This window comes from Pseudomonas sp. ANT_J28, assembly GCF_008370005.1.
Taxonomy (GTDB): Bacteria; Pseudomonadota; Gammaproteobacteria; order Pseudomonadales; family Pseudomonadaceae; genus Aquipseudomonas; species Aquipseudomonas frigoris.
The window spans coordinates 41,320-58,583 of the sequence record NZ_VOBM01000028.1; the positions used below are offsets into that span (position 1 = coordinate 41,320).

15 protein-coding genes and 2 pseudogenes are annotated in these 17,264 nt (G+C 54.7%); 9 read left to right on the forward strand and 8 right to left on the reverse strand.

The genetic code is table 11. The annotated features are described in order from the left end of the window. Positions 1-55: 55 nt before the first annotated feature. From FQ187_RS19560 to FQ187_RS19585, 6 genes are all read right to left on the reverse strand, one after another. The gene (locus tag FQ187_RS19560) at positions 56-1,078 is read right to left on the reverse strand and encodes a HAMP domain-containing sensor histidine kinase (RefSeq protein WP_149630738.1); all 1,023 of its coding nucleotides are present in this window, start codon (positions 1,076-1,078) and stop codon (positions 56-58) included. A gap of 9 nt (positions 1,079-1,087) precedes the next feature. Next, positions 1,088-2,548 (reverse strand): ATPase domain-containing protein, encoded by a 1,461-nt coding sequence (locus tag FQ187_RS19565; RefSeq protein ID WP_149630739.1) that lies wholly within the window; start codon positions 2,546-2,548, stop codon positions 1,088-1,090. Beyond that, a complete protein-coding gene (locus FQ187_RS19570) occupies positions 2,545-2,979 on the reverse strand; it encodes a hypothetical protein (protein WP_256667361.1) in 435 nt (144 codons plus the stop codon). The genes FQ187_RS19565 and FQ187_RS19570 overlap by 4 nt, the downstream gene beginning before the upstream one ends. 252 nt (positions 2,980-3,231) lie before the next feature. Further along, the gene (locus FQ187_RS19575) at positions 3,232-4,638 is read right to left on the reverse strand and encodes a DUF2252 domain-containing protein (protein ID WP_149630740.1); all 1,407 of its coding nucleotides are present in this window, start codon (positions 4,636-4,638) and stop codon (positions 3,232-3,234) included. Positions 4,639-4,806: 168 nt separating this feature from the next. After that, on the reverse strand, positions 4,807-5,574 hold the full coding sequence (locus FQ187_RS19580; RefSeq protein WP_149630741.1) for a TSUP family transporter: 768 nt from the start codon (positions 5,572-5,574) through the stop codon (positions 4,807-4,809). A 150-nt stretch (positions 5,575-5,724) separates the two neighbouring features. Next, complete coding sequence (locus tag FQ187_RS19585) at positions 5,725-6,702, reverse strand: hypothetical protein (protein ID WP_149630742.1); 978 nt, start codon at positions 6,700-6,702, stop codon at positions 5,725-5,727. A 143-nt stretch (positions 6,703-6,845) separates the two neighbouring features. On the opposite strand from FQ187_RS19585, the gene FQ187_RS19590 reads away from it, so the two are divergent. Together FQ187_RS19590 and FQ187_RS19595 are read left to right on the forward strand one after the other, a co-directional pair. Continuing rightward, on the forward strand, positions 6,846-7,715 hold the full coding sequence (locus FQ187_RS19590) for a LysR family transcriptional regulator (RefSeq protein ID WP_149630743.1): 870 nt from the start codon (positions 6,846-6,848) through the stop codon (positions 7,713-7,715). Between the two features lie 98 nt (positions 7,716-7,813). Then, positions 7,814-8,083: an NUDIX domain-containing protein gene (locus tag FQ187_RS19595; protein ID WP_256667362.1), complete on the forward strand. Its 270-nt coding sequence runs from the start codon at positions 7,814-7,816 to the stop codon at positions 8,081-8,083. Between the two features lie 223 nt (positions 8,084-8,306). Here FQ187_RS19595 and FQ187_RS19600 read toward each other — a convergent pair. Next, a pseudogene (locus FQ187_RS19600) lies at positions 8,307-9,171 on the reverse strand (tyrosine-type recombinase/integrase); the annotation flags it as partial. An 8-nt stretch (positions 9,172-9,179) separates the two neighbouring features. Here FQ187_RS19600 and FQ187_RS19605 point away from each other — a divergent pair. Next, a pseudogene (locus FQ187_RS19605) lies at positions 9,180-9,995 on the forward strand (IS3 family transposase); the annotation flags it as partial. 450 nt (positions 9,996-10,445) lie between these two features. On the opposite strand, the gene FQ187_RS19610 reads toward FQ187_RS19605, so the two are convergent. Then, positions 10,446-11,369 (reverse strand): LysR family transcriptional regulator, encoded by a 924-nt coding sequence (locus tag FQ187_RS19610; protein WP_149630744.1) that lies wholly within the window; start codon positions 11,367-11,369, stop codon positions 10,446-10,448. 143 nt (positions 11,370-11,512) lie between these two features. On the opposite strand from FQ187_RS19610, the gene FQ187_RS19615 reads away from it, so the two are divergent. From FQ187_RS19615 to FQ187_RS19640, 6 genes are all read left to right on the forward strand, one after another. After that, complete coding sequence (locus tag FQ187_RS19615) at positions 11,513-13,072, forward strand: MFS transporter (RefSeq protein WP_149630745.1); 1,560 nt, start codon at positions 11,513-11,515, stop codon at positions 13,070-13,072. A gap of 23 nt (positions 13,073-13,095) precedes the next feature. Continuing rightward, positions 13,096-14,289 carry an MFS transporter gene (locus FQ187_RS19620; protein ID WP_149630746.1) on the forward strand — a complete coding sequence of 398 codons (1,194 nt, stop codon included), beginning with the start codon at positions 13,096-13,098 and terminating at the stop codon, positions 14,287-14,289. Between the two features lie 372 nt (positions 14,290-14,661). Next, positions 14,662-15,420, forward strand: coding sequence for a thioesterase II family protein (locus tag FQ187_RS19625; RefSeq protein WP_149630747.1), 759 nt, complete (start codon positions 14,662-14,664; stop codon positions 15,418-15,420). A gap of 10 nt (positions 15,421-15,430) precedes the next feature. After that, positions 15,431-16,231 (forward strand): AfsA-related hotdog domain-containing protein, encoded by an 801-nt coding sequence (locus FQ187_RS19630; protein ID WP_149630748.1) that lies wholly within the window; start codon positions 15,431-15,433, stop codon positions 16,229-16,231. Between the two features lie 21 nt (positions 16,232-16,252). After that, a complete protein-coding gene (locus tag FQ187_RS19635; RefSeq protein ID WP_007933468.1) occupies positions 16,253-16,558 on the forward strand; it encodes a hypothetical protein in 306 nt (101 codons plus the stop codon). Continuing rightward, complete coding sequence (locus FQ187_RS19640) at positions 16,548-17,252, forward strand: SDR family NAD(P)-dependent oxidoreductase (RefSeq protein WP_149630749.1); 705 nt, start codon at positions 16,548-16,550, stop codon at positions 17,250-17,252. The genes FQ187_RS19635 and FQ187_RS19640 overlap by 11 nt, the downstream gene beginning before the upstream one ends. Positions 17,253-17,264: the final 12 nt, after the last annotated feature.

Below are 17,264 nucleotides of genomic sequence, written 5' to 3' on the forward strand. Positions count from 1 at the left end.
GGCGCTCCGGTTCACGGGGATCGTCGCGCAAGCATTGCGTGGCCAGCGGAAAAACTCAAATCGCCAGCGGCAATGTCACGATAAAGGTGCTGCCTTTGCCGTCGCCGTCGCTCATGCCGATCACCGTGCCGCCATGGGCTTCGACCAGCTCGCGCACCACCGTCAGGCCAATGCCAAGGCCTGCACCGTTGAAGCCGATGGCGTGAACGTCCTGCACAAACGGCTCGAAGATAAACGGCAGGGCCTGGGCGGAAATACCGATGCCGTCATCGCAAATGCTCATCTCCAGCACGTCGTCCTTGGTCGTGACCGAAAGCGTGACATCGCCTCCCTCCGGTGTGTACTTGGCCGCGTTGCCCAGCAGGTTGCCGAGAATCTGCGTAAGGCGCACTGGGTCACCATTCACTGCCAACGCGCACTCGGGCAGCTCGGCGGTGAAGTGCAAATGGTGAGCCGTCATCACCGGGCTGCACACGTCGATGGCCTGATGGATGATCTGCACCATGTCCACGATGCGGCAATCGAGGCGCAGCTTGCCGGTGCTGGCGCGGGAGACGTCGAGCAAATCGTCCACCAGCCGCGACATGTGCTGCACCTGGCTTTCGATCAACGCCTGCATGCGCGGCAGCTCTTCGCTGGGCACACGCACCAGTCGGCCGGCGATCATGCTGATGGGCGTCAGCGGGTTGCGCAGTTCGTGGGCCACCAGGGTGAGGATGTTGCGTTGTTGTTCCAGGGTTCGTTCGGCTGAGGCTTGCAGGTCTTGCGCGCTGAGGGCCGCGATGACCAATTGCGCGTTGGCTTCGCGCATTTCCAGGAACAGTCGTTGTTCTTCCTGCGTGCGTTTTGGTTTTTCTGCATCGGACTGCGCCAGCAAAATGGCCAGCACCAATTGCTGATTGGCCTCGATCAGTTGCTCGACCTGCTGGCTATCGACCAGCCGGGTGTTGGCTTCGCTCAATTCTTTTTGCAGCGCCGCCAGCACCGCCCGTGCCTCAACAGTTTTCTGGCCCAGCAGGAAAAGTTCGCGAGCGGCAGTGGCCTTCGCTTCTTCGTTCTTGCTATCGGCCGTGCTCATGACCTTGACTCACGCATTGTCGTTTCCAAGGGACCGTTGGGTTGGCCGACCCCCGAGCAAACCTTCCTGCTCCGGTAACATCTCGCCGATCTGCAAACCGTTATTGTCGATGTGGTACTGGCGCAACTCATCGGAATGGGCGCTGGCCCGCACCTTGACCACGGCCATGATGCGCAGCAAACGGCTCTGCACTTCGATGTAGCGCTGAACAATGATTGCGTCGGTGAGAAATGCCGTGCCGTAAGGGCTGAAGCGCAGGTCGGTGTAGCGGTCTTCCAGCTCCGAGGTCATCAACACGCTGACCCCGGCGCTCGTCAAAGCAGTGACCATGCGCGACAGCGACTCGCGAAAGTCTTCTCGGAAGGTCGGTGCGAGCGCCAGTTCGAAACCTGACAGCGAATCGATGACCACGCGGGTCGCTTTTAATCGGGTGATTTCGCTCAACAGCAAATGCACGATTTCGTCGATGGACAGGTCCGCGGCGCGGCTGTCCACCAGACCGACCTGTCCGCTCTCGATCAGGCTCGAAAGGGTGGCGTTCTGGGAGTGATTAGGCCGTTGTTCAAACACCGCGATCACACCGGTTTCACCATTGCGCGCGCCCTCGGCCAGGAAGGTGGACGCCAGAATACTTTTGCCCGAGCCCGACGGCCCGGCCACCAGCAAGGAGTAACCACGGGGCAGGCCGCCGCCAAGCATCTCGTCGAGCTGTGGCACGCCCATTTTCAGGCGTTTGATAGGGAATTCCAGAGGTGCTTCGGTCAGATTTGTCGCTGCGGGTGCAAAGACCTTGATCCCCGACGTCGCGATGCGGAAGGTGTGCAGCCCTGGCAGCGTCGGCTGGCCGCGCATCTTCATGATTTCCATCTTTCGCACCATGGAGTTGCGCTGAACGCTCTGGCGCAGCCAGATCAGGCCATCGGCCACGGTGAAGATCGGGTTGGTGTCGGTTTCGGTGAAGTATTCGCCAATCAGGAAGGTCGTCGCCTGCCAGGTGGTCATCAACATGCCCAGTTGCTGAACGAACTGCGGCAGGTTGTTGTTCGGGTTGTCCTGGGTCTGGCTGGCCAGCACCACCGACCGGAACGAGTCGACGAACACCAGTGACGGAGAGTGAGCCTCCACCTCGCTGACGATGCGCCGCAGCACTTCGTCCAGATTCCCGGCGAGGGTGTCGTCAGCCAGGTTGATGTAGCGGATCGACTGGTTGATCGCTTCGCTGTCGAAAAAATCGAATTGCTGCTGATAACGCAGCATCTTCAGCGGCGGCTCGCCCAGTACGGTAAAGAACAGCGCCGGGCGCTCAGGTGTCGCCAGGGCGAACATCATCTGATGCGCCAGGGTGGTTTTGCCACAGCCAGGCGGGCCGGCGATCAGGTTGAACGAAAACTCCGGCAATCCACCGCCCAGCACCTCGTCCAGTCCTGGCACGCCGGTGGCCAGACGGTTGATAGTCACTTTGGTGCTCATGGCGAAATTTCCTGCGAAGGGGTGTCGCTCAAAGAAGGTTCCCACATGTCACGAAGCAAACGTTCGGTGAGCGAGGGCCCGATGAGCGTGGTCAGCAGCTCGTAAAAGGTAGTCAGCAACACTTCACCGAAAAACAGCGCATCGACGTCGCTTTGCTCAACGATTACGGACTTTAGGGCAGTCAGATCCATGCCGGACGGCACTCTGTCATAGGTGCGGGCCAGACGCGGATGAGTGGAGGCGCACAGGTGGAGGCTGCGGCGATAAAGCGCTGCAACCCCTTGGTGGCCGATTATGGGCGTGAGGGCTATATCCATATCCCGCAAGGTTGAAATGATCGCTTGGGCGATCCTTGCAATGTCAGCGTTGGGGCCAACACGGTGCGCCAGAGAAGCTACGATCTGGCGGCTCTCTTCGCTTAGCGTGGACATGGCTAACTGATATCTGATGGACAGGGCTTGATGGTACACCCTATGGGGCGTTGCGAGTGATTTGCGTCAGAGGATTGCGGGAGGGCCTGAACCCCGATGAAACAAAGCAGCAGGCAAAAAAAAGCCCGCGGGAGGGCGGGCAAACCATAGTTTCTTGAATGAGCGAGCGCAATGTACCCGTTGGTGAGAGGTTGTGGGGTGAAGAAAAATTCATGTCGATGAGTGCCCGCCGTTTCACGCCCTGAGACACGCCTACGGCAAATGATCCGCCGCAAAGTCCGCTTCCGAGCGCGCCCGCAAACGGCCCTTGCGGCAGGCCTGCTGGAATTGTTCGAAGTCGCGCTCATTCTGCTCGGTGTAGCTTTGCGCATACTTGAGCAACGCGTCGGCCAGCGCATCGCTCTTGCCGATGTAGCCGCTGATGTGTGCGGCGTTCCCGGACGATTTGGCGTGGGCGCGGGCCAAGGCGCGGCCACAAATGCGTCCGTAGGCGGCGAAGGTGTCCGCATCGAACGTCTCGAGTTCAGCCGAGACTTTCATGTCGCGCAACTGGCGCACGTAGAAGTGTCGACCACTGGGGCCGGTGGTCCAGCCGAGGAACAGGTCACTGGCCGATTGCATCAACCGTTGGCCATCGACCACGCGCTGACCGTTATGCCGCACCCGCAATTTAGTCTTCACATAATCGGCAAGCACCGAACGACGTGCCTCCTTGAACTGCAGGAACAGCGGGAACTCCTGATCGTCGGTCAGCAGGGCCACCAGGCAACGAGTCCCGACGCTGCCCACACCGACCACTTTGAACGCCATGTCGTGGGCATGAAAACGCGACAACAGCTCGCGACGGTCGGCTTGCAGGGTGTCGGGATAGTCGCGCATGAACGTGTCGTAAAGCGGCCGCCAGTCCGACAGGCGCAGCCAGTCGTCATCGGCATCCAGCAGCGTGGTGTTGTTGTGTAAGTGGAAAATTTCCGGTAGGTCATCGCGAATGATCAGTCGGCCATGTGCGTCACGTTCACTGATCTTCGGCAGCAGTTCAGCATGGGTGCGACGTTCGGCTTTTTCGATGGCGCGCTCCACATGCTCCAGGGTCGCTTTGCTTGCCTGTTGCCGCAGATCGTTATAAGTGATGGACTCGTACCAGGTTTCCATGGCGCTTTGTTCGGCGCACTCGAGCATGGTCTGTTGGTAGGCGCCGACCACCTGGCGGCAGACAGTTTCTTCGACCGTTTCGCCATGGCGCAGGTCGCGCGCTGCCACCACGAAACTTGCCACCAGCCGTTTCAAGTCCCACTCCCAAGGGCCGGGATGGGCTTCGTCGAAATCGTTGACGCTGAACAGCAGATTGCGTTCCGGCGTTGCAAAACCGCCGAAGTTCATCAGATGACTGTCGCCGCAGATGGGCGATACCAGCCCCATGTTGGCTGTTCCGGCCAAGTCGTGGGCTTGCAGCAGCGCGTTGCCGCGATAGAAGGTGAACGGCGAGACCAGCATGCGGCCGTAGCGCAACTCGACCAGCGACTTGATGCGGCCTTCACTAGACGTTTTGATCAGCGGCAGCGGGTCGCGATTTACTTTCCCCGTGGCCGCCTGCGAACTGCGGGAGCAGTTCTTGCGAGCGTCCTTGCCTTGCTTCAAACGGTCTTTGAGGGTGGTCATGTGGGTTCTTTTTGTGGAGAGGCATGCGGATTGAGTGTAGAAGGGCTTCGCGTCTTCATCCTATGAATGGATGAGACGGGGTATATGCTGGTGGGAGTATTGATAGCAGTATGGGAGATCACTCGAAGCGAGTGGCTGGCCGCAGGGACTAAAGCTTGAGCTTATCCCCTACGAAAATAGAGATAACCCCATTCTGCCTATCAAAAATATAAGCAGAACCAGGAAAAATATCCTGATAAAGCCACTTCCGTAACGGAGTGCCAAGAAAACACCGGTGAGAGAACCTGCCATATTGCACAGAGCAACTACACCGCCGACAGTCCATAAGACGTTGCCAGACGGAACAAAAAACATAAGCGCTGCGCTAAACGTACCCAAATTGACCAGTTTTGCAGAGGCTGATGCGTTTAAAAAATCGAAGCCAAAAAATTTGACAAATATAAAAAGCAGAAGGCTGCCGCTACCAGGGCCAAAGACACCATCATAGAAACCAATGAGGCCACCAAAAAAAACCCCTAATATAATATCCTTTGATCCGCAATGTTTATTAGAAGCCACCAAGCCTAATTTTTTTTCCGTGAAAGTATAAATGGCCATGGCTATCAGGATGAAAAAAACAACAAACTCCATCAGCTTTTTTGGCACGATAGATACTGAGAAGGCACCAAGAAAGGCAAATACAAATGCGGAAAGCATGGTGGGAAGCATTAACCTCCACATGATTTTTATTCGCTTTAAATAGCTGAATATGGAAGATAAATTGCCCGCCAAAACAGCCAGTTTATTAGTCCCAAAAACAGTAGCCAGACTTTGCTGAGGGAGGACGTGTAAAAGTGCCGGCAGTTGTACAAGCCCGCCACCGCCGACTGCAGCATCTATCAAGCCGCCGCAAAAGGCAAAAAAACCTACCGCGATCAAAGCTTGTTCAAAATACATATAATGGATCCTTTTGGAACTTAAATTTCCCACAAAAAACCATGACATTCCTCTTGGTTTTAGTTCTACGTTTTTCGAGATATACCGATTAGCCTACGGCTCGTTTGAAGAAAGATAATCGGTATATTCCTCTGGCTATAGAACCTGGCTCTATGAGGTCAGGGCTTGGCGCATAGCCGCAAAAGCGTTTCCTACTCTTTCATTGTAATTGAGCATAATCCCTTTAAGCCTCCCCAACTTGAAAGTTATATCGGCCGTTAGACCAAATGCTTGTGCCGCGGCTAAAGCATGCAAGCCATGCTTGTTTTCCACTTCGCCAGAATGTCCCATGACATATCCTTTAGCGTTACGCAAACTCTGAGCGTTCGTTCTCAGAGAAGGATTAAGGTTAAGTAACTTGTCCTCTATGTGTTGGGCAATGAAGTTGTACTCCCGACCATTCCAAAGCTCTGAAGCGATAGAAACCATCATCGCCTCCATGATTGAGTCGTTATGCTCGGCTGACTTCAAAGCCGCCTTATGTTCTGCTACGCCGGTGTTGTACAGAAACTCTGAAAATTCGTTACATTCGCGTATTTTATATTTATCTTCAACCCAGGCCGTGGCGCCAAACGCTGCGGTCATGTAGCTGTACATACCGTCGTGGTCTGGATGGCCAAGCCCAAAATCATCCTTCGCGACTTCATGCATATGCGCCATGACGTGGTGATAGCCAACTAATTTTTCGGCAGGCACAGAGATCGCATCTGCTGATAGCCGCATGATAATTTTAGCCGAGACCAAGCTGGTAGTTTTATGGGTTTCATTCCACCCATTAAAAAAAAACATCAGAACAGCCGAGTCTACCGTTCGTTTTTCCAGAAGAACTCGAAAGGCGTTTTCACTATGGAACTGAGCTTCTTGCGTAATCGGATGATTAAGCACCTCAAACATCGCATCCTGAAGTTCGGATATTTGCGTGATATGCGCTAATACAGGCTGCCTCCGGTCATTTTTAAATATAACCCGACCGGGGATTTTTAAATTCCGTATATGTTTTGGTAGAGCTTCAATAAAAATCTCACCAAACTCTTGCATGGACTTGTACTTAAACGTCTCGTAACGAGTTTGCGGCGATACTGAGTTCATGATTTGCCTTTTTCCATAAAGACTGACCGGATTGTTTAGTTGAAATGCACTAAATGAAATCAGAATCTACAAATTAAACGAGTTGAATACTTGCTACAAGTGACTTATAGTGATCTCACTATTCACTTTTAGTGAGCAATGACATGGAGTTGTCTCAGTTAGCGATGTTCAAAACAGTGGCCGATCAAGGGAGCATTATCCGCGCCTCTGAACTGTTACACTGTGTTCCGTCAAACATCACAAACAGAATCAAGCATTTAGAAAGAGAACTCGGGGTCTCGTTATTTATAAGGAAAGGCAGGGGGCTTGTAATCAGCCCTTCCGGGCGGTTGTTTCTTGGCTACGTTAACAAGATCTTGTCTTTGTGTGAGGAATCACAAAGAGCCCTCGATCCCGCCGCAGCGCCGTCGGGAAACTTGAAAATTGGCGCTATAGAGTCATCCGCCACAGGCAGGTTGCCCAAGCTGTTATCAAAGTTCCATCAGCTCTATCCTTCTGTGCAATTGCAGTTTAGTACGGGGGATTGGTCGCAATTATCAAACGATGTGGTCAGCCATGAACTGGATGGAGCAATCATCGCTGTCAGGCCTGAGCACCCGGATCTTGAGAGCATTGAGATTTACAAGGAGGAGCTGGTATTGATCGCCTCTCCGGCTGCGGGGCGGATACATGAGCCGCAGGATTTGAGTGGCACCGATATATTCATGTGGCCTGAAGGATGCCCTTACAGGAAGACGTTGGTAAGTTGGCTGGAGAGGCATGAAGTATCAATCCCCATAACAAGCATAGCCAGTTATGGCACCATCCTTGGCTGCGTAAGTTCCGGGGCTGGCGTGTCGTTAGTTCCGAAAGGTTTGTTTGAACAGTTCGGGCGGATCGGAAGTATAAGTGAATATACGTTTGAAGATTTACTGCCTGTGCAAAATTATTTTATATCGAACAAAAACGTTGAATTTCATCGTGCAAAAGATAAGTTTGCCGAGCTACTGAAAGAAGAATTTAAACACCTGTGATGCTGTTTCTAAAAATGGCCCTGACAAGGCCTGCTCAGTAGTTCTTTGTTTTACTCAGCACCCCAGGATCCTTTTGTCCATTCATCCTCAGGCTTGGGATGCAACTGGTGAAGGGAACCATTGCAAAGGGAGAAACAGCGGGTCAGGCATGCCTGCGTGAACTGGCGGAAGAGTCTAGTATTACCACCGCTGCAATCGAAGACGATCTAGGATGTTGGGAGTCCAGTCATCACGGCCAGTTCTGGTCGTTTCATTTGTGCCAGGCAGGTGGACCACTGCCTGAACAATGGTCACATCAAACGCTCGATGAGTTTTCCGTCGAGCGCTGGTCTTTTTATGCAAGGACTTGGAAGCCCCTGGGCACTTGATGGATAAGCACCCTTGATCAACTGTCGAACGACTGCTTCTGGCCCAGAGTGTGTAAAAACACTTGGCCAAAATTGAAGTTTGCGCGTCTACGTTAAATCTGAAATTTATCGGCACGTCAGCAGATGTGGATCTCGCGTAGAAGCGCGATTTCCCGTCCGGTTTTAAGTACCTGTCGCGCTCAAAAACGTTTTTACACAGCCTCGGCCGGAAGTCGCCCTTGGGTCATCGTATCGAAACGACTTTTTTATCTCGATTTTCTCTGATAGGTGATACAGACAGGTTGCCGGTAGCAGCTTCCTGGATGTGGTTGCTCCACCAGGCCATAATCGGGCGTCTGCGTTCGATGTAATCCGCTCGGTTATAAGCACTGCGCACCTCATCTTTATCGACGTGGGCAAGCGCTACCTCGATCAGCTCCGGATCCCAGCCGTGTTCGTTGAGGACTGTACTAGCCATTGATCGCATGCCATGACTTACCAAGCGCCCTTCAAAGCCCATTCGCTTTAGCGCCATGTTAGCGGTCTGGCTGTTGCAGTGGGTGCGAGGATCTCGGTCTGCCGGGAAAACGTACTCTCGGTGTCCGCTGTAGGGCTTGATCCCTTCTAGCAGCGCCAAAGCCTGCTCCGTGAGCGGAACAATGTGTATCCGACGTTTCTTCATGCGTTCCGCTGGTATCGTCCGGATCTTCTTTTCGAAGTCGATATTAGCCCAGCGGGAGGTGGCAGCTTCAGCTGGTCGGGTCATGGTGTTGAGCTGCCATTCGATAAGGCAGCGCGTAGTTCTTTTTATGCTGGCATTGGCAATTGCCACCATGAGTTCTTTCAGCTCTTCGGGAGGAAGTGCCGCCATGTTCTTCTTTTTCGGTTTTTTGAAGACGGAGCGAATCCCGCTAAGCTCGAAGAAGGTCGATGACTTGTGGTGCGCTGATGGCTGAAATCGGTGTGGTGGCTAAATCTGGAAAGACGTGCAGTGTCAACGAACGCCAGATGTCCTCAGCAAAGGCCGGCGTTACGGCATCTTTCTTCAGCTCGTACCAGGATGTCGCCACATTCTGGAATGTGTGTTCGGTCGCAGCCTGTTTGGCTTGCAACACCGTTCGCCCATTTGCCACCGAGCCAGATCGTGCCGCGCCTGGCTGACCAACAGCGTTATCTGGCGTCGGAGGCCACGTTTTATCGCGTCCTGCGTGCGACGGGCCAGCAACAGCATCGAGGCCGGAGCCGGCGACCCCGGCGCTATGCCGCACCGACAACGCACGCCGCGCAAGCGCCCAACCAGGTGTGGTCGTGGGAAATCACGTATCTGCCGTCGCCGATACGTGGCAAGTATTACTACCTGTATTTGATCGAAGATATTTACAGCCGCAAGGCGGTGGGCTGGGAGGTTTACGAAGAAGAAAGCGGCGAAAAAGTGGCGGCGCTGCTGCAACGTAGCGTGATCGGCGAGCAGTGTTTACACGAGCTGCTGGTACTGCACTCGGACAACCGAGCGCCGATGAAGTCGATAACGCTGTTAAGCAAGATGTACGAGCTGGGCATCACGCCGTCCCGTGGCCGACCGCGAGTGAGCAACGACAATCCATACTCGGAGTCGCTGTTTAGAACGCTGAAATACTGCCCGCAATGGCCGGTGGATGGCTTTGCCAGTTTGGACGCCGCACGTGCTTGGGTGAGGGACTTCATGCGCTGGTACAACAACGAGCATCGGCATAGCCAGATCCGCTTCGTCACGCCGGCTGAGCGGCATCGAGGACTGGATCATCAGATCCTGGCCCGGCGGCATGAGCTGTACGAGCGAGCCCGGGAGCAAAGCCCGGAACGCTGGTCAGGTCAGACGCGAAACTGGGAGCCTATAGGTACGGTCCTGCTGAACCCGGACCGGGAACAGCAGGTCGAGAAAAGAGCGGCATAGTTGAACGGTTGACGCGACAACTACCTTGAAAAACGCCGCTTGTGCCAACGAGACTTCAGGAAAGGTTCCCAGGCTTGGAATGCCATTTGGAATGCCAGATGGGGAGGCTGGTCCTGGACGCTAGTGGACGTCGATGGAGCTGAAACCCCTGTATTCACTAGATTTTAGGCACAAAAAAAGACGTCCGTGGACGTCTTTAGATGATGAAGTGGTGGGCCGGGGTAATTTGAATTGGCTAGGTAACTTATTGATTTATAACATTAATAATGATTTTAATTTTTCGTTGGAATACCAATTGGAATACTGCACTCCACTTGACCACCCGTTTGCATTCGATCTGACCAGCACGCTTCGTAACTATGATTGGCAGTGAACTGGCCACAGCGGACGGTCAGCGATTACCGGCACAGCCGCCGCAACCTATAAGGACGGCGCGGTCGCGACAGTGCTTCATGAGCGCGTTGCATCTGGGCTGTCTACGGAAGGAATGGCAAATAGATGCTCGGCGGCAAAGTCCACGAATACGCGGATTTTCGGTGAAAGATGGCGACTGGACGGCCACAATGCCCAGAACTGCCCTTGATCTTCGCTGTGACCGTCGAGCACCGTTTCCAGGCGCCCCTGGGCGATAGCTTCGCGCGCCAGGAAGTCCGGGACAAATGCGATACCGTGCCCATCCACCACGGCCATCAGCATGGCTTCCATATTGTTCAATGTCAGAGCGGTTGGCAGGCGCAACTGCGTGAACTGGGGGGCCGAAGACATACTCCAGTCCATTATTTTACCCGTCGTGACAAATCGGTAACGCAAGCACTCGTGATGCTCGAGGTCACTGATAGTGACGGGCCGTCCCTTACGCCGCAGATAGTCAGGCGATGCGCACAGGACAAACTTAAAAGGCCCCAATTTTCGGGCCATCAGCTTGGAGTCGGTCTGGCCGCCGCTGCGAATCACTACGTCAAAGCCTTCATCGATCACATCCACCAACTGGTCGTTGAAGTCCAGTTCCAGCTCAATCTCCGGATAGGTTTTGCGGAACCGCGCCATATGGGGCAAGAGAAAGCGATAACCGATGGTGGGCAAGCTGACGCGTAACTTTCCACGGGGTTCCTGTGTGGCATGGGAAAGCATCGCCCGGGCATCTTGAAGATCGTCGAGGATCTTGCGGCAGCGTTCATAGAACAACTGTCCCTCCGCAGTCAGGCTGACTTTGCGGGTGCTGCGGTGCAATAACCGCACATTCAGCGAAGCCTCAAGTTTGGCGACGTTTTTGCCCACGGCCGAGGCAGAAATCCCCAGCGCCCTGGCGGCGCTGATGAAACTGAGCGCCTCGGCGGTTTTTACGAATGAGATCACCCCACTAAGACTGTCCACAACTCGATTACATCCTTTTGGTTCACTATAAGTGGAATAAAAGCCCGTTTATCTTCGATTGTATCCTAACTAGAGTGTACGAACGATCGCGCGCCTCGGCCTGGACAGCACGGATACTTCATAGATATGCAGGGAATCACCTAATGAACTCAGCTACCGAACCGCTGCCGGCCCATGGCCGGCACTCCATATTGGCTGCAATTTGCCTCGCCGCCTTGGTATTGCCCATGAGCTTTACCGGCGGGGCAGTGGCCACGCCGTTCATTGGTCAAACCTTTGATGCCCATCCCACGGAACTGGCCTGGATCACCAATGCCTTCATGCTTAGCTTCGGCAGCCTGCTGATGGCCGCCGGCACCCTCGCTGACCTCTACGGACGCAAGCGACTGTTCATGTGCGGCATGGCGTTGTTTGCACTGGTGTCGATCCTGTTGGCGGCGGTCCCCGATATTTTCTGGCTGGACCTGTTGCGTGGCGTGCAAGGCATTGCCGCGGCGGCAGCCCTGGCCAGCGGTTCGGCGGCACTGGCGCAGGAATTTGATGGGCATGCCAGAACTCGTGCTTTCAGCCTTCTGGGCACCACTTTCGGGGTTGGCCTGGCCTTCGGTCCGTTGTTATCGGGGTTGCTGATCGAGTACTTGGGCTGGCGCGCAATTTTCCTTTTCACGGCCCTGCTCGCCATCCTTTCCTTGATATTTGCCCTGCCGAAAATGCGCGAAAGCCGCGACCCGCAAGCACAACGACTGGATACGCCCGGCGTGCTGACGTTTTCCGGCCTGCTGATCATGTTTACCACGGCGGTGATCCTGGCACCTGAGCAAGGCTGGGGCTCGCCGGTCATCCATGTACTGCTTGGAACGTCGGCGGTCTTTTTGCTGCTGTTTATCATTGTTGAGAATCGGGCAAAACATCCGATGCTGGAACTGGGGCTATTTTTGTTTCCGCGCTTTGTCGGTGTACAGATCCTGCCGATCGGCACCTGCTATTGCTACATCGTCTTGATCGTATTGCTGCCGTTTAGGTTTATCGGCGTAGAAGGGGCCAGTGCCTTTGAAGCGGGGCTGATGATGTTGGCACTCTCTGCCCCGATGCTGATTGTCCCGATCATTGCCGCGTCGCTAACTCGCTGGTTGTCGGCGGGCGTACTCTGCGCAATCGGCTTCGTGATCGCAGCGGCCGGGCTCTACTGGCTGAGTACGATCCCGGTCGGCATGCACGCGCAGATCATCGCGGCCATGCTGCTGACCGGTATCGGTACAGGCCTGCCCTGGGGCTTGATGGATGGTTTGTCGATCAGCGTGATCCCCAAGGAACGGGCGGGGATGGCCGCCGGTATTTTCAACACGACGCGGGTGGCCAGCGAGGGTGTCGCCCTGGCGATCACTGTTGCGGTGCTGACGGCTCTGGTCGCACACCATCTGAGCATCAGTACCTTGGTCAAACTGTCCGCCGTTGACTATTCAACTATCGCGCAACGCCTGGTGATGGGCGATATCCAGCACGCGAGCACCGACGCCAGCCAAATCCCACTGACGATACTGCGCTCGGCCTATACCGCCGGGTTCAACACCTTGTTGCAACTGCTGGCGATGTTCACGCTGCTCACTGCCGCCGTGGTCTTTCTATTCCTGGGACGCCAAAGCGAAGTCTGCGTCGGTGCCGAATCCACGCCCGATGTCGCCCGTCTCTCATCGGATACCTGAAAGCCGCTTTGGAGCCATGCCTGATGTCGCCCAACACACACTTTACGCCGCTGATTCTGGCGGGCATTGCCTTACTGTGCGGCTTGTCGGTGGCCAATGTCTACTTCAACCAGGCACTGCTGCCGGTCTTCGCCGATGCCCTGCACGCCGATGCCGGGCAAACCAGCTGGATCGCCACTGCATCGCAGATGGGCTATGCCTTGGGGATGTTGCTGATCGTCCCGTTGGGCGACAGAGTGGCGCCCTTGCGACTCTGTCGCGTACTGCTGGTGTGGACCTCCATCCTGTTATTGCTGGCAAGCCAGGCCACCCAGCTCTCATTCCTGGCAGGCGCCAGCTTCCTGCTCTGCATGGGCACATGTATCCCGCAGGTGCTACTCCCCTACCTGGCCGGGCTGGCCACTGCCGGCGAACGCAGTCGAGTCATTGCCTGGGTACAAACGGGGTTGGTCACCGGAATCCTGCTGTCCCGGGCCATTGCCGGATGGTTGGCCGATCACCTCGGCTGGCAGTCGGTCTATTGGGTGGCGGCTTCTGCCATGGTCCTGTGTGCACTGGCGCTGCCGAGCATTCTGCCCCGGCGCCATACGCCTGGGGTGTCCGTTGCCTACGGCAGATTATTGAGCTCGATGTTGCATCTGTTCTGGCATGAGCCGCTGCTTCGCCTGTCCTGCGTCCTGGGCGCAGCAGTCTTTGCCGCGTTCAGTGCGTTCTGGTCGGTAATCGCTTTTAAACTGATGGCGCCGCCCTACAGCATGAACGCCGCCGATGTCGGGTTGTTCAGCTTGTGGGGCGCCCTCGCCACCCTGCTGACTCCTGCGGCCGGTAAACTGTGTGAACGTTTCGGCACAGTCGCTATCAGCCTCGCCTCTATCTTGCTCTGTGGCCTGAGCTTCGCCTTGTCGATCGCGTGGGCCAACACCTTTATGGTGTTGCTGGCGTGCGCCAACCTGCTCAGCTTCGCCTTGCAACTGGGTCAGGTGGCCAACCAGACGCGTATTTTTTCCCTGAGGCCGGAAAGTCGCAGCCGTTTGAACACGGTGTATATGGTCTGCAATTTTTGTGGTGGAGCGTTCGGTAGTGCCATGGGAGGGTATCTCTGGCAGCGTTTCGGATGGACCGGATGCGCCTTATTGGGATTGCTGTGCGCCGTATTGGCGATGGTTGCCTTGTTGGCGATTCTTAGACCGCGCCCCAAACAACTTCCCGCCATTTAACCATTGAATGACTGAGCGTCCACATTCGTAACTTGTTATTCCCTTCCTGCACTGACTAGTTGTATTGGTTAGCCACACCAATACAACTATCCTCGCCCTTCCTGATTCCTCCCTTCGTTCAAGTCGCCCACTCGTGTCTCTATCGACTCATTGGCCTTTCGCGCAATGACGTATTTAGCATGATCGGATCTTGGACTTATAGTTCAGACAGTTGAGCCTAAAACGCTCAACCGCTTTGAAATACTCTGAAATACAATTGCCCGCAGCAAACAGATTTTTCGGAAAAATCAGACAGACTCTAACTTGGCAGAAAAGTCAGGGCGTTCGTTAGTTCCCTGGGCTTCTTTTAATCTCTCAAACAAGGAGTCTTCGATGACTGTCATCGACTCTGAAAAAGTGTGTGTTTTCATACCCTTCGCCGGGGGCAGCGGTTTGTCCTTTGAAACACTGCGGCGTGCCGTAGGTACTTACATGCCCGTGATGGGCGTCACTTACAAAGGCAGCTATCAAAAGAATGTGACGCAGGCACCAGGTACTGTCGACGCAATGGCGAACGAAGTCATTGCACTTATCGACAACCTGGCGGCGCGCGAGGTCATTATTTTTGGCTATAGCCTTGGTGCCATCGTTGCTTACGAAGTTGCTCGTCGCCAACATGAGTTTGGCCCGCGACTGATCAATCTGGTGGTTGCAGCCTGTCGTGCTCCGCGCATTTTTAATTGCGCGCAGGTAACACTCGACGATTCTGAAGAAGTGTTTATTCAAACGGTTTCCAAGTTTGGTGCCATTCCGGATTTCATGTTCAAGCACTCGGCGGCGAAGAACCGCATGCTGCCTTCCCTTATCAAAGACTTCCAGGCCGCCGCCTTGTATCGCCACGTTCCCGGTGACCCGCTGGACGTTCCCATGATGGTTCTGGGCGGCAGTGAAGACCCATTTGCACCGGTCCAGGATGTTATTGCCTGGAAGGAGCATAGCCACAATTTTGTCCGTCTGGAGTTTTTTGAGGGAAACCATTTTTTCCTCACCCAGCATATTCCTGCCATCACCAAAATGATTACCGAGCCTGTCAGCCCGGCAGCACTCCTGCCTGTTTCATCCCGATACCTGGATACATCAGCACGCATATAAAGGTGAAAAAATGGAAGAGCTCAGTGTTTCAAATAGCGTTTCTTCGTGCCCGTTTTCTGGATTTTCCTCGCTCAACGCAGAACAGCAGGAATCGCCCAGGCATTACATTGTGGTGGGGGATCGAATCAAAAGTCAGTGCAGTGACAATATGTTTATTTCGGTGACTGCCGCAGAAGAAATGGTGACCCAACTTGATAGGGGCGAAAAGTTGACCTTGCATGTCGGCCAAGGCATTACCGACGAGCAACTCAATACCCTGTATGGATTCAAGGCGGCCCTGTCGCCGACATTGAATATCCTTCCAGTGGATCGCCGCCCTCGTGCTTCTTCAACAGCCACTCACAAGTTGAAGAACCATAACATTGCCATCTCCGCGCCCTGCGAAAACGGCAACGGTACTTACTCTGCCTCGCTGATGATAGATGATGCCAATGCCGAACTAAGCGATCATCTGACCGGCCAGCACGTTTCCGGAATGATGGTCATCGAAGCCGCCCGCCAAATGACCATCGCCGTTGCAGAAGCCTATTACGTGACACCGGCAGCCAAAGGCAAAGTCAACTTTGTCACCAACAAGATGGACGTTACTTATATGGACTTCCTGTTGCCGATACACACGGAAATTCTGTGCATTCCCATTGAATTACGCCGCTCTGGTGCCTCGAATTTTCGTTTTAGCTGCCGCCTTGAGTTTAAGCAACAAGGCCAGTGCCTGGTGGTACTCGGCTTTGAACTATCGGTGATCGACTCGCGCTACTTTCAACTCAAGGAAGCGCAACTTCTTCACCAATTCGTCAAGCGTCTCGCCTGATCCACTTTGAGAGGAATCCCTATGAAAGAGCAAATTCTCGGCATCATTTATAACGCGATTGAAAATGAAAACCACAGTCTCGCCCAGCCCATCAGCCTGGAAAAAGGCGAAAACACCGCCCTCTATGGTGTCGGCGGCGTCCTCGATTCAATGAGCCTGGTGTCCATCGTGATTGACGTCGAGCAGATGATCGAGGAGCAACTGGGGGTCAAGATGACGCTGGTCAACGACAGTGCCATGTCCCCCAAGCGCAGCCCGTTCCAGTCGGTAAACACCTTCGCCAACTACATTCTCGAGCTGAATGCACAGGTGTCTCATGGCCGATAACACGCCTGTCACGCTTATTACAGGGACGCGCAAGGGCATCGGCAGGCATCTTGCCGAGTACTACCTTGCCCAGGGTCATCGTGTGATCGGCTGTAGCCGTTCGTCCAGCGATCTGAGCCATCCGGGCTATGACCACTTTATCGCCGATGTGGCCGATGAACAGGCCATCAGCGAACTGATGAGGCACGTGCGCGGCACCTGCGATCGGCTTGATTACCTGATCAACAATGCCGGGATCGCCAGCATGAACCACTCGCTGCTGACGCCCTACAAGACCGCGCAAAACATCATGCAAACCAATGTGCTGGGCACTTTCCTGCTCAGCCGGGAGGCGGCAAAGCTCATGCGAGCCGGGCGCCAGGGACGCATTGTGAATTTTTCCACAGTGGCCAAACCGTTGAAGCTGGAAGGCGAAGCACTGTATGCCGCGTCCAAAGCCGCCGTGGAAACCCTGACCTGTGTGATGGCCAAGGAGCTGGCCAGCTTTGGCATCACCGTCAATGCCGTGGGCCCTACACCGATCGATACCGATCTGACGCGGGTCATCCCTGCACAAAAAATGAAAGACCTGCTGGCGCAACAATCGCTGAAGCGCTTTGGCACCTTCGACGATGTGACCAATGTGACGGATTTTTTCCTTTCACCGCGCAGCAATTTCATTACCGGCCAAGTCGTGTATCTCGGCGGCCTCTAACTCACGTTCTCT

Bases quoted from the DNA above. Each gene is read 5' to 3' on its own strand.
- FQ187_RS19640 (WP_149630749.1), top strand. From the start codon at position 16,548: ATGGCCGATAACACGCCTGTCACGCTTATTACAGGGACGCGCAAGGGC.
- FQ187_RS19615 (WP_149630745.1), top strand. From the start codon at position 11,513: ATGAACTCAGCTACCGAACCGCTGCCGGCCCATGGCCGGCACTCCATA.
- FQ187_RS19635 (WP_007933468.1), top strand. From the start codon at position 16,253: ATGAAAGAGCAAATTCTCGGCATCATTTATAACGCGATTGAAAATGAA.
- FQ187_RS19625 (WP_149630747.1), top strand. From the start codon at position 14,662: ATGACTGTCATCGACTCTGAAAAAGTGTGTGTTTTCATACCCTTCGCC.
- FQ187_RS19595 (WP_256667362.1), top strand. From the start codon at position 7,814: ATGCAACTGGTGAAGGGAACCATTGCAAAGGGAGAAACAGCGGGTCAG.
- FQ187_RS19570 (WP_256667361.1), bottom strand. From the start codon at position 2,979: ATGTCCACGCTAAGCGAAGAGAGCCGCCAGATCGTAGCTTCTCTGGCG.
- FQ187_RS19575 (WP_149630740.1), bottom strand. From the start codon at position 4,638: ATGACCACCCTCAAAGACCGTTTGAAGCAAGGCAAGGACGCTCGCAAG.
- FQ187_RS19580 (WP_149630741.1), bottom strand. From the start codon at position 5,574: ATGTATTTTGAACAAGCTTTGATCGCGGTAGGTTTTTTTGCCTTTTGC.
- FQ187_RS19620 (WP_149630746.1), top strand. From the start codon at position 13,096: ATGTCGCCCAACACACACTTTACGCCGCTGATTCTGGCGGGCATTGCC.
- FQ187_RS19560 (WP_149630738.1), bottom strand. From the start codon at position 1,078: ATGAGCACGGCCGATAGCAAGAACGAAGAAGCGAAGGCCACTGCCGCT.
- FQ187_RS19630 (WP_149630748.1), top strand. From the start codon at position 15,431: ATGGAAGAGCTCAGTGTTTCAAATAGCGTTTCTTCGTGCCCGTTTTCT.
- FQ187_RS19565 (WP_149630739.1), bottom strand. From the start codon at position 2,548: ATGAGCACCAAAGTGACTATCAACCGTCTGGCCACCGGCGTGCCAGGA.
- FQ187_RS19590 (WP_149630743.1), top strand. From the start codon at position 6,846: ATGGAGTTGTCTCAGTTAGCGATGTTCAAAACAGTGGCCGATCAAGGG.
- FQ187_RS19585 (WP_149630742.1), bottom strand. From the start codon at position 6,702: ATGAACTCAGTATCGCCGCAAACTCGTTACGAGACGTTTAAGTACAAG.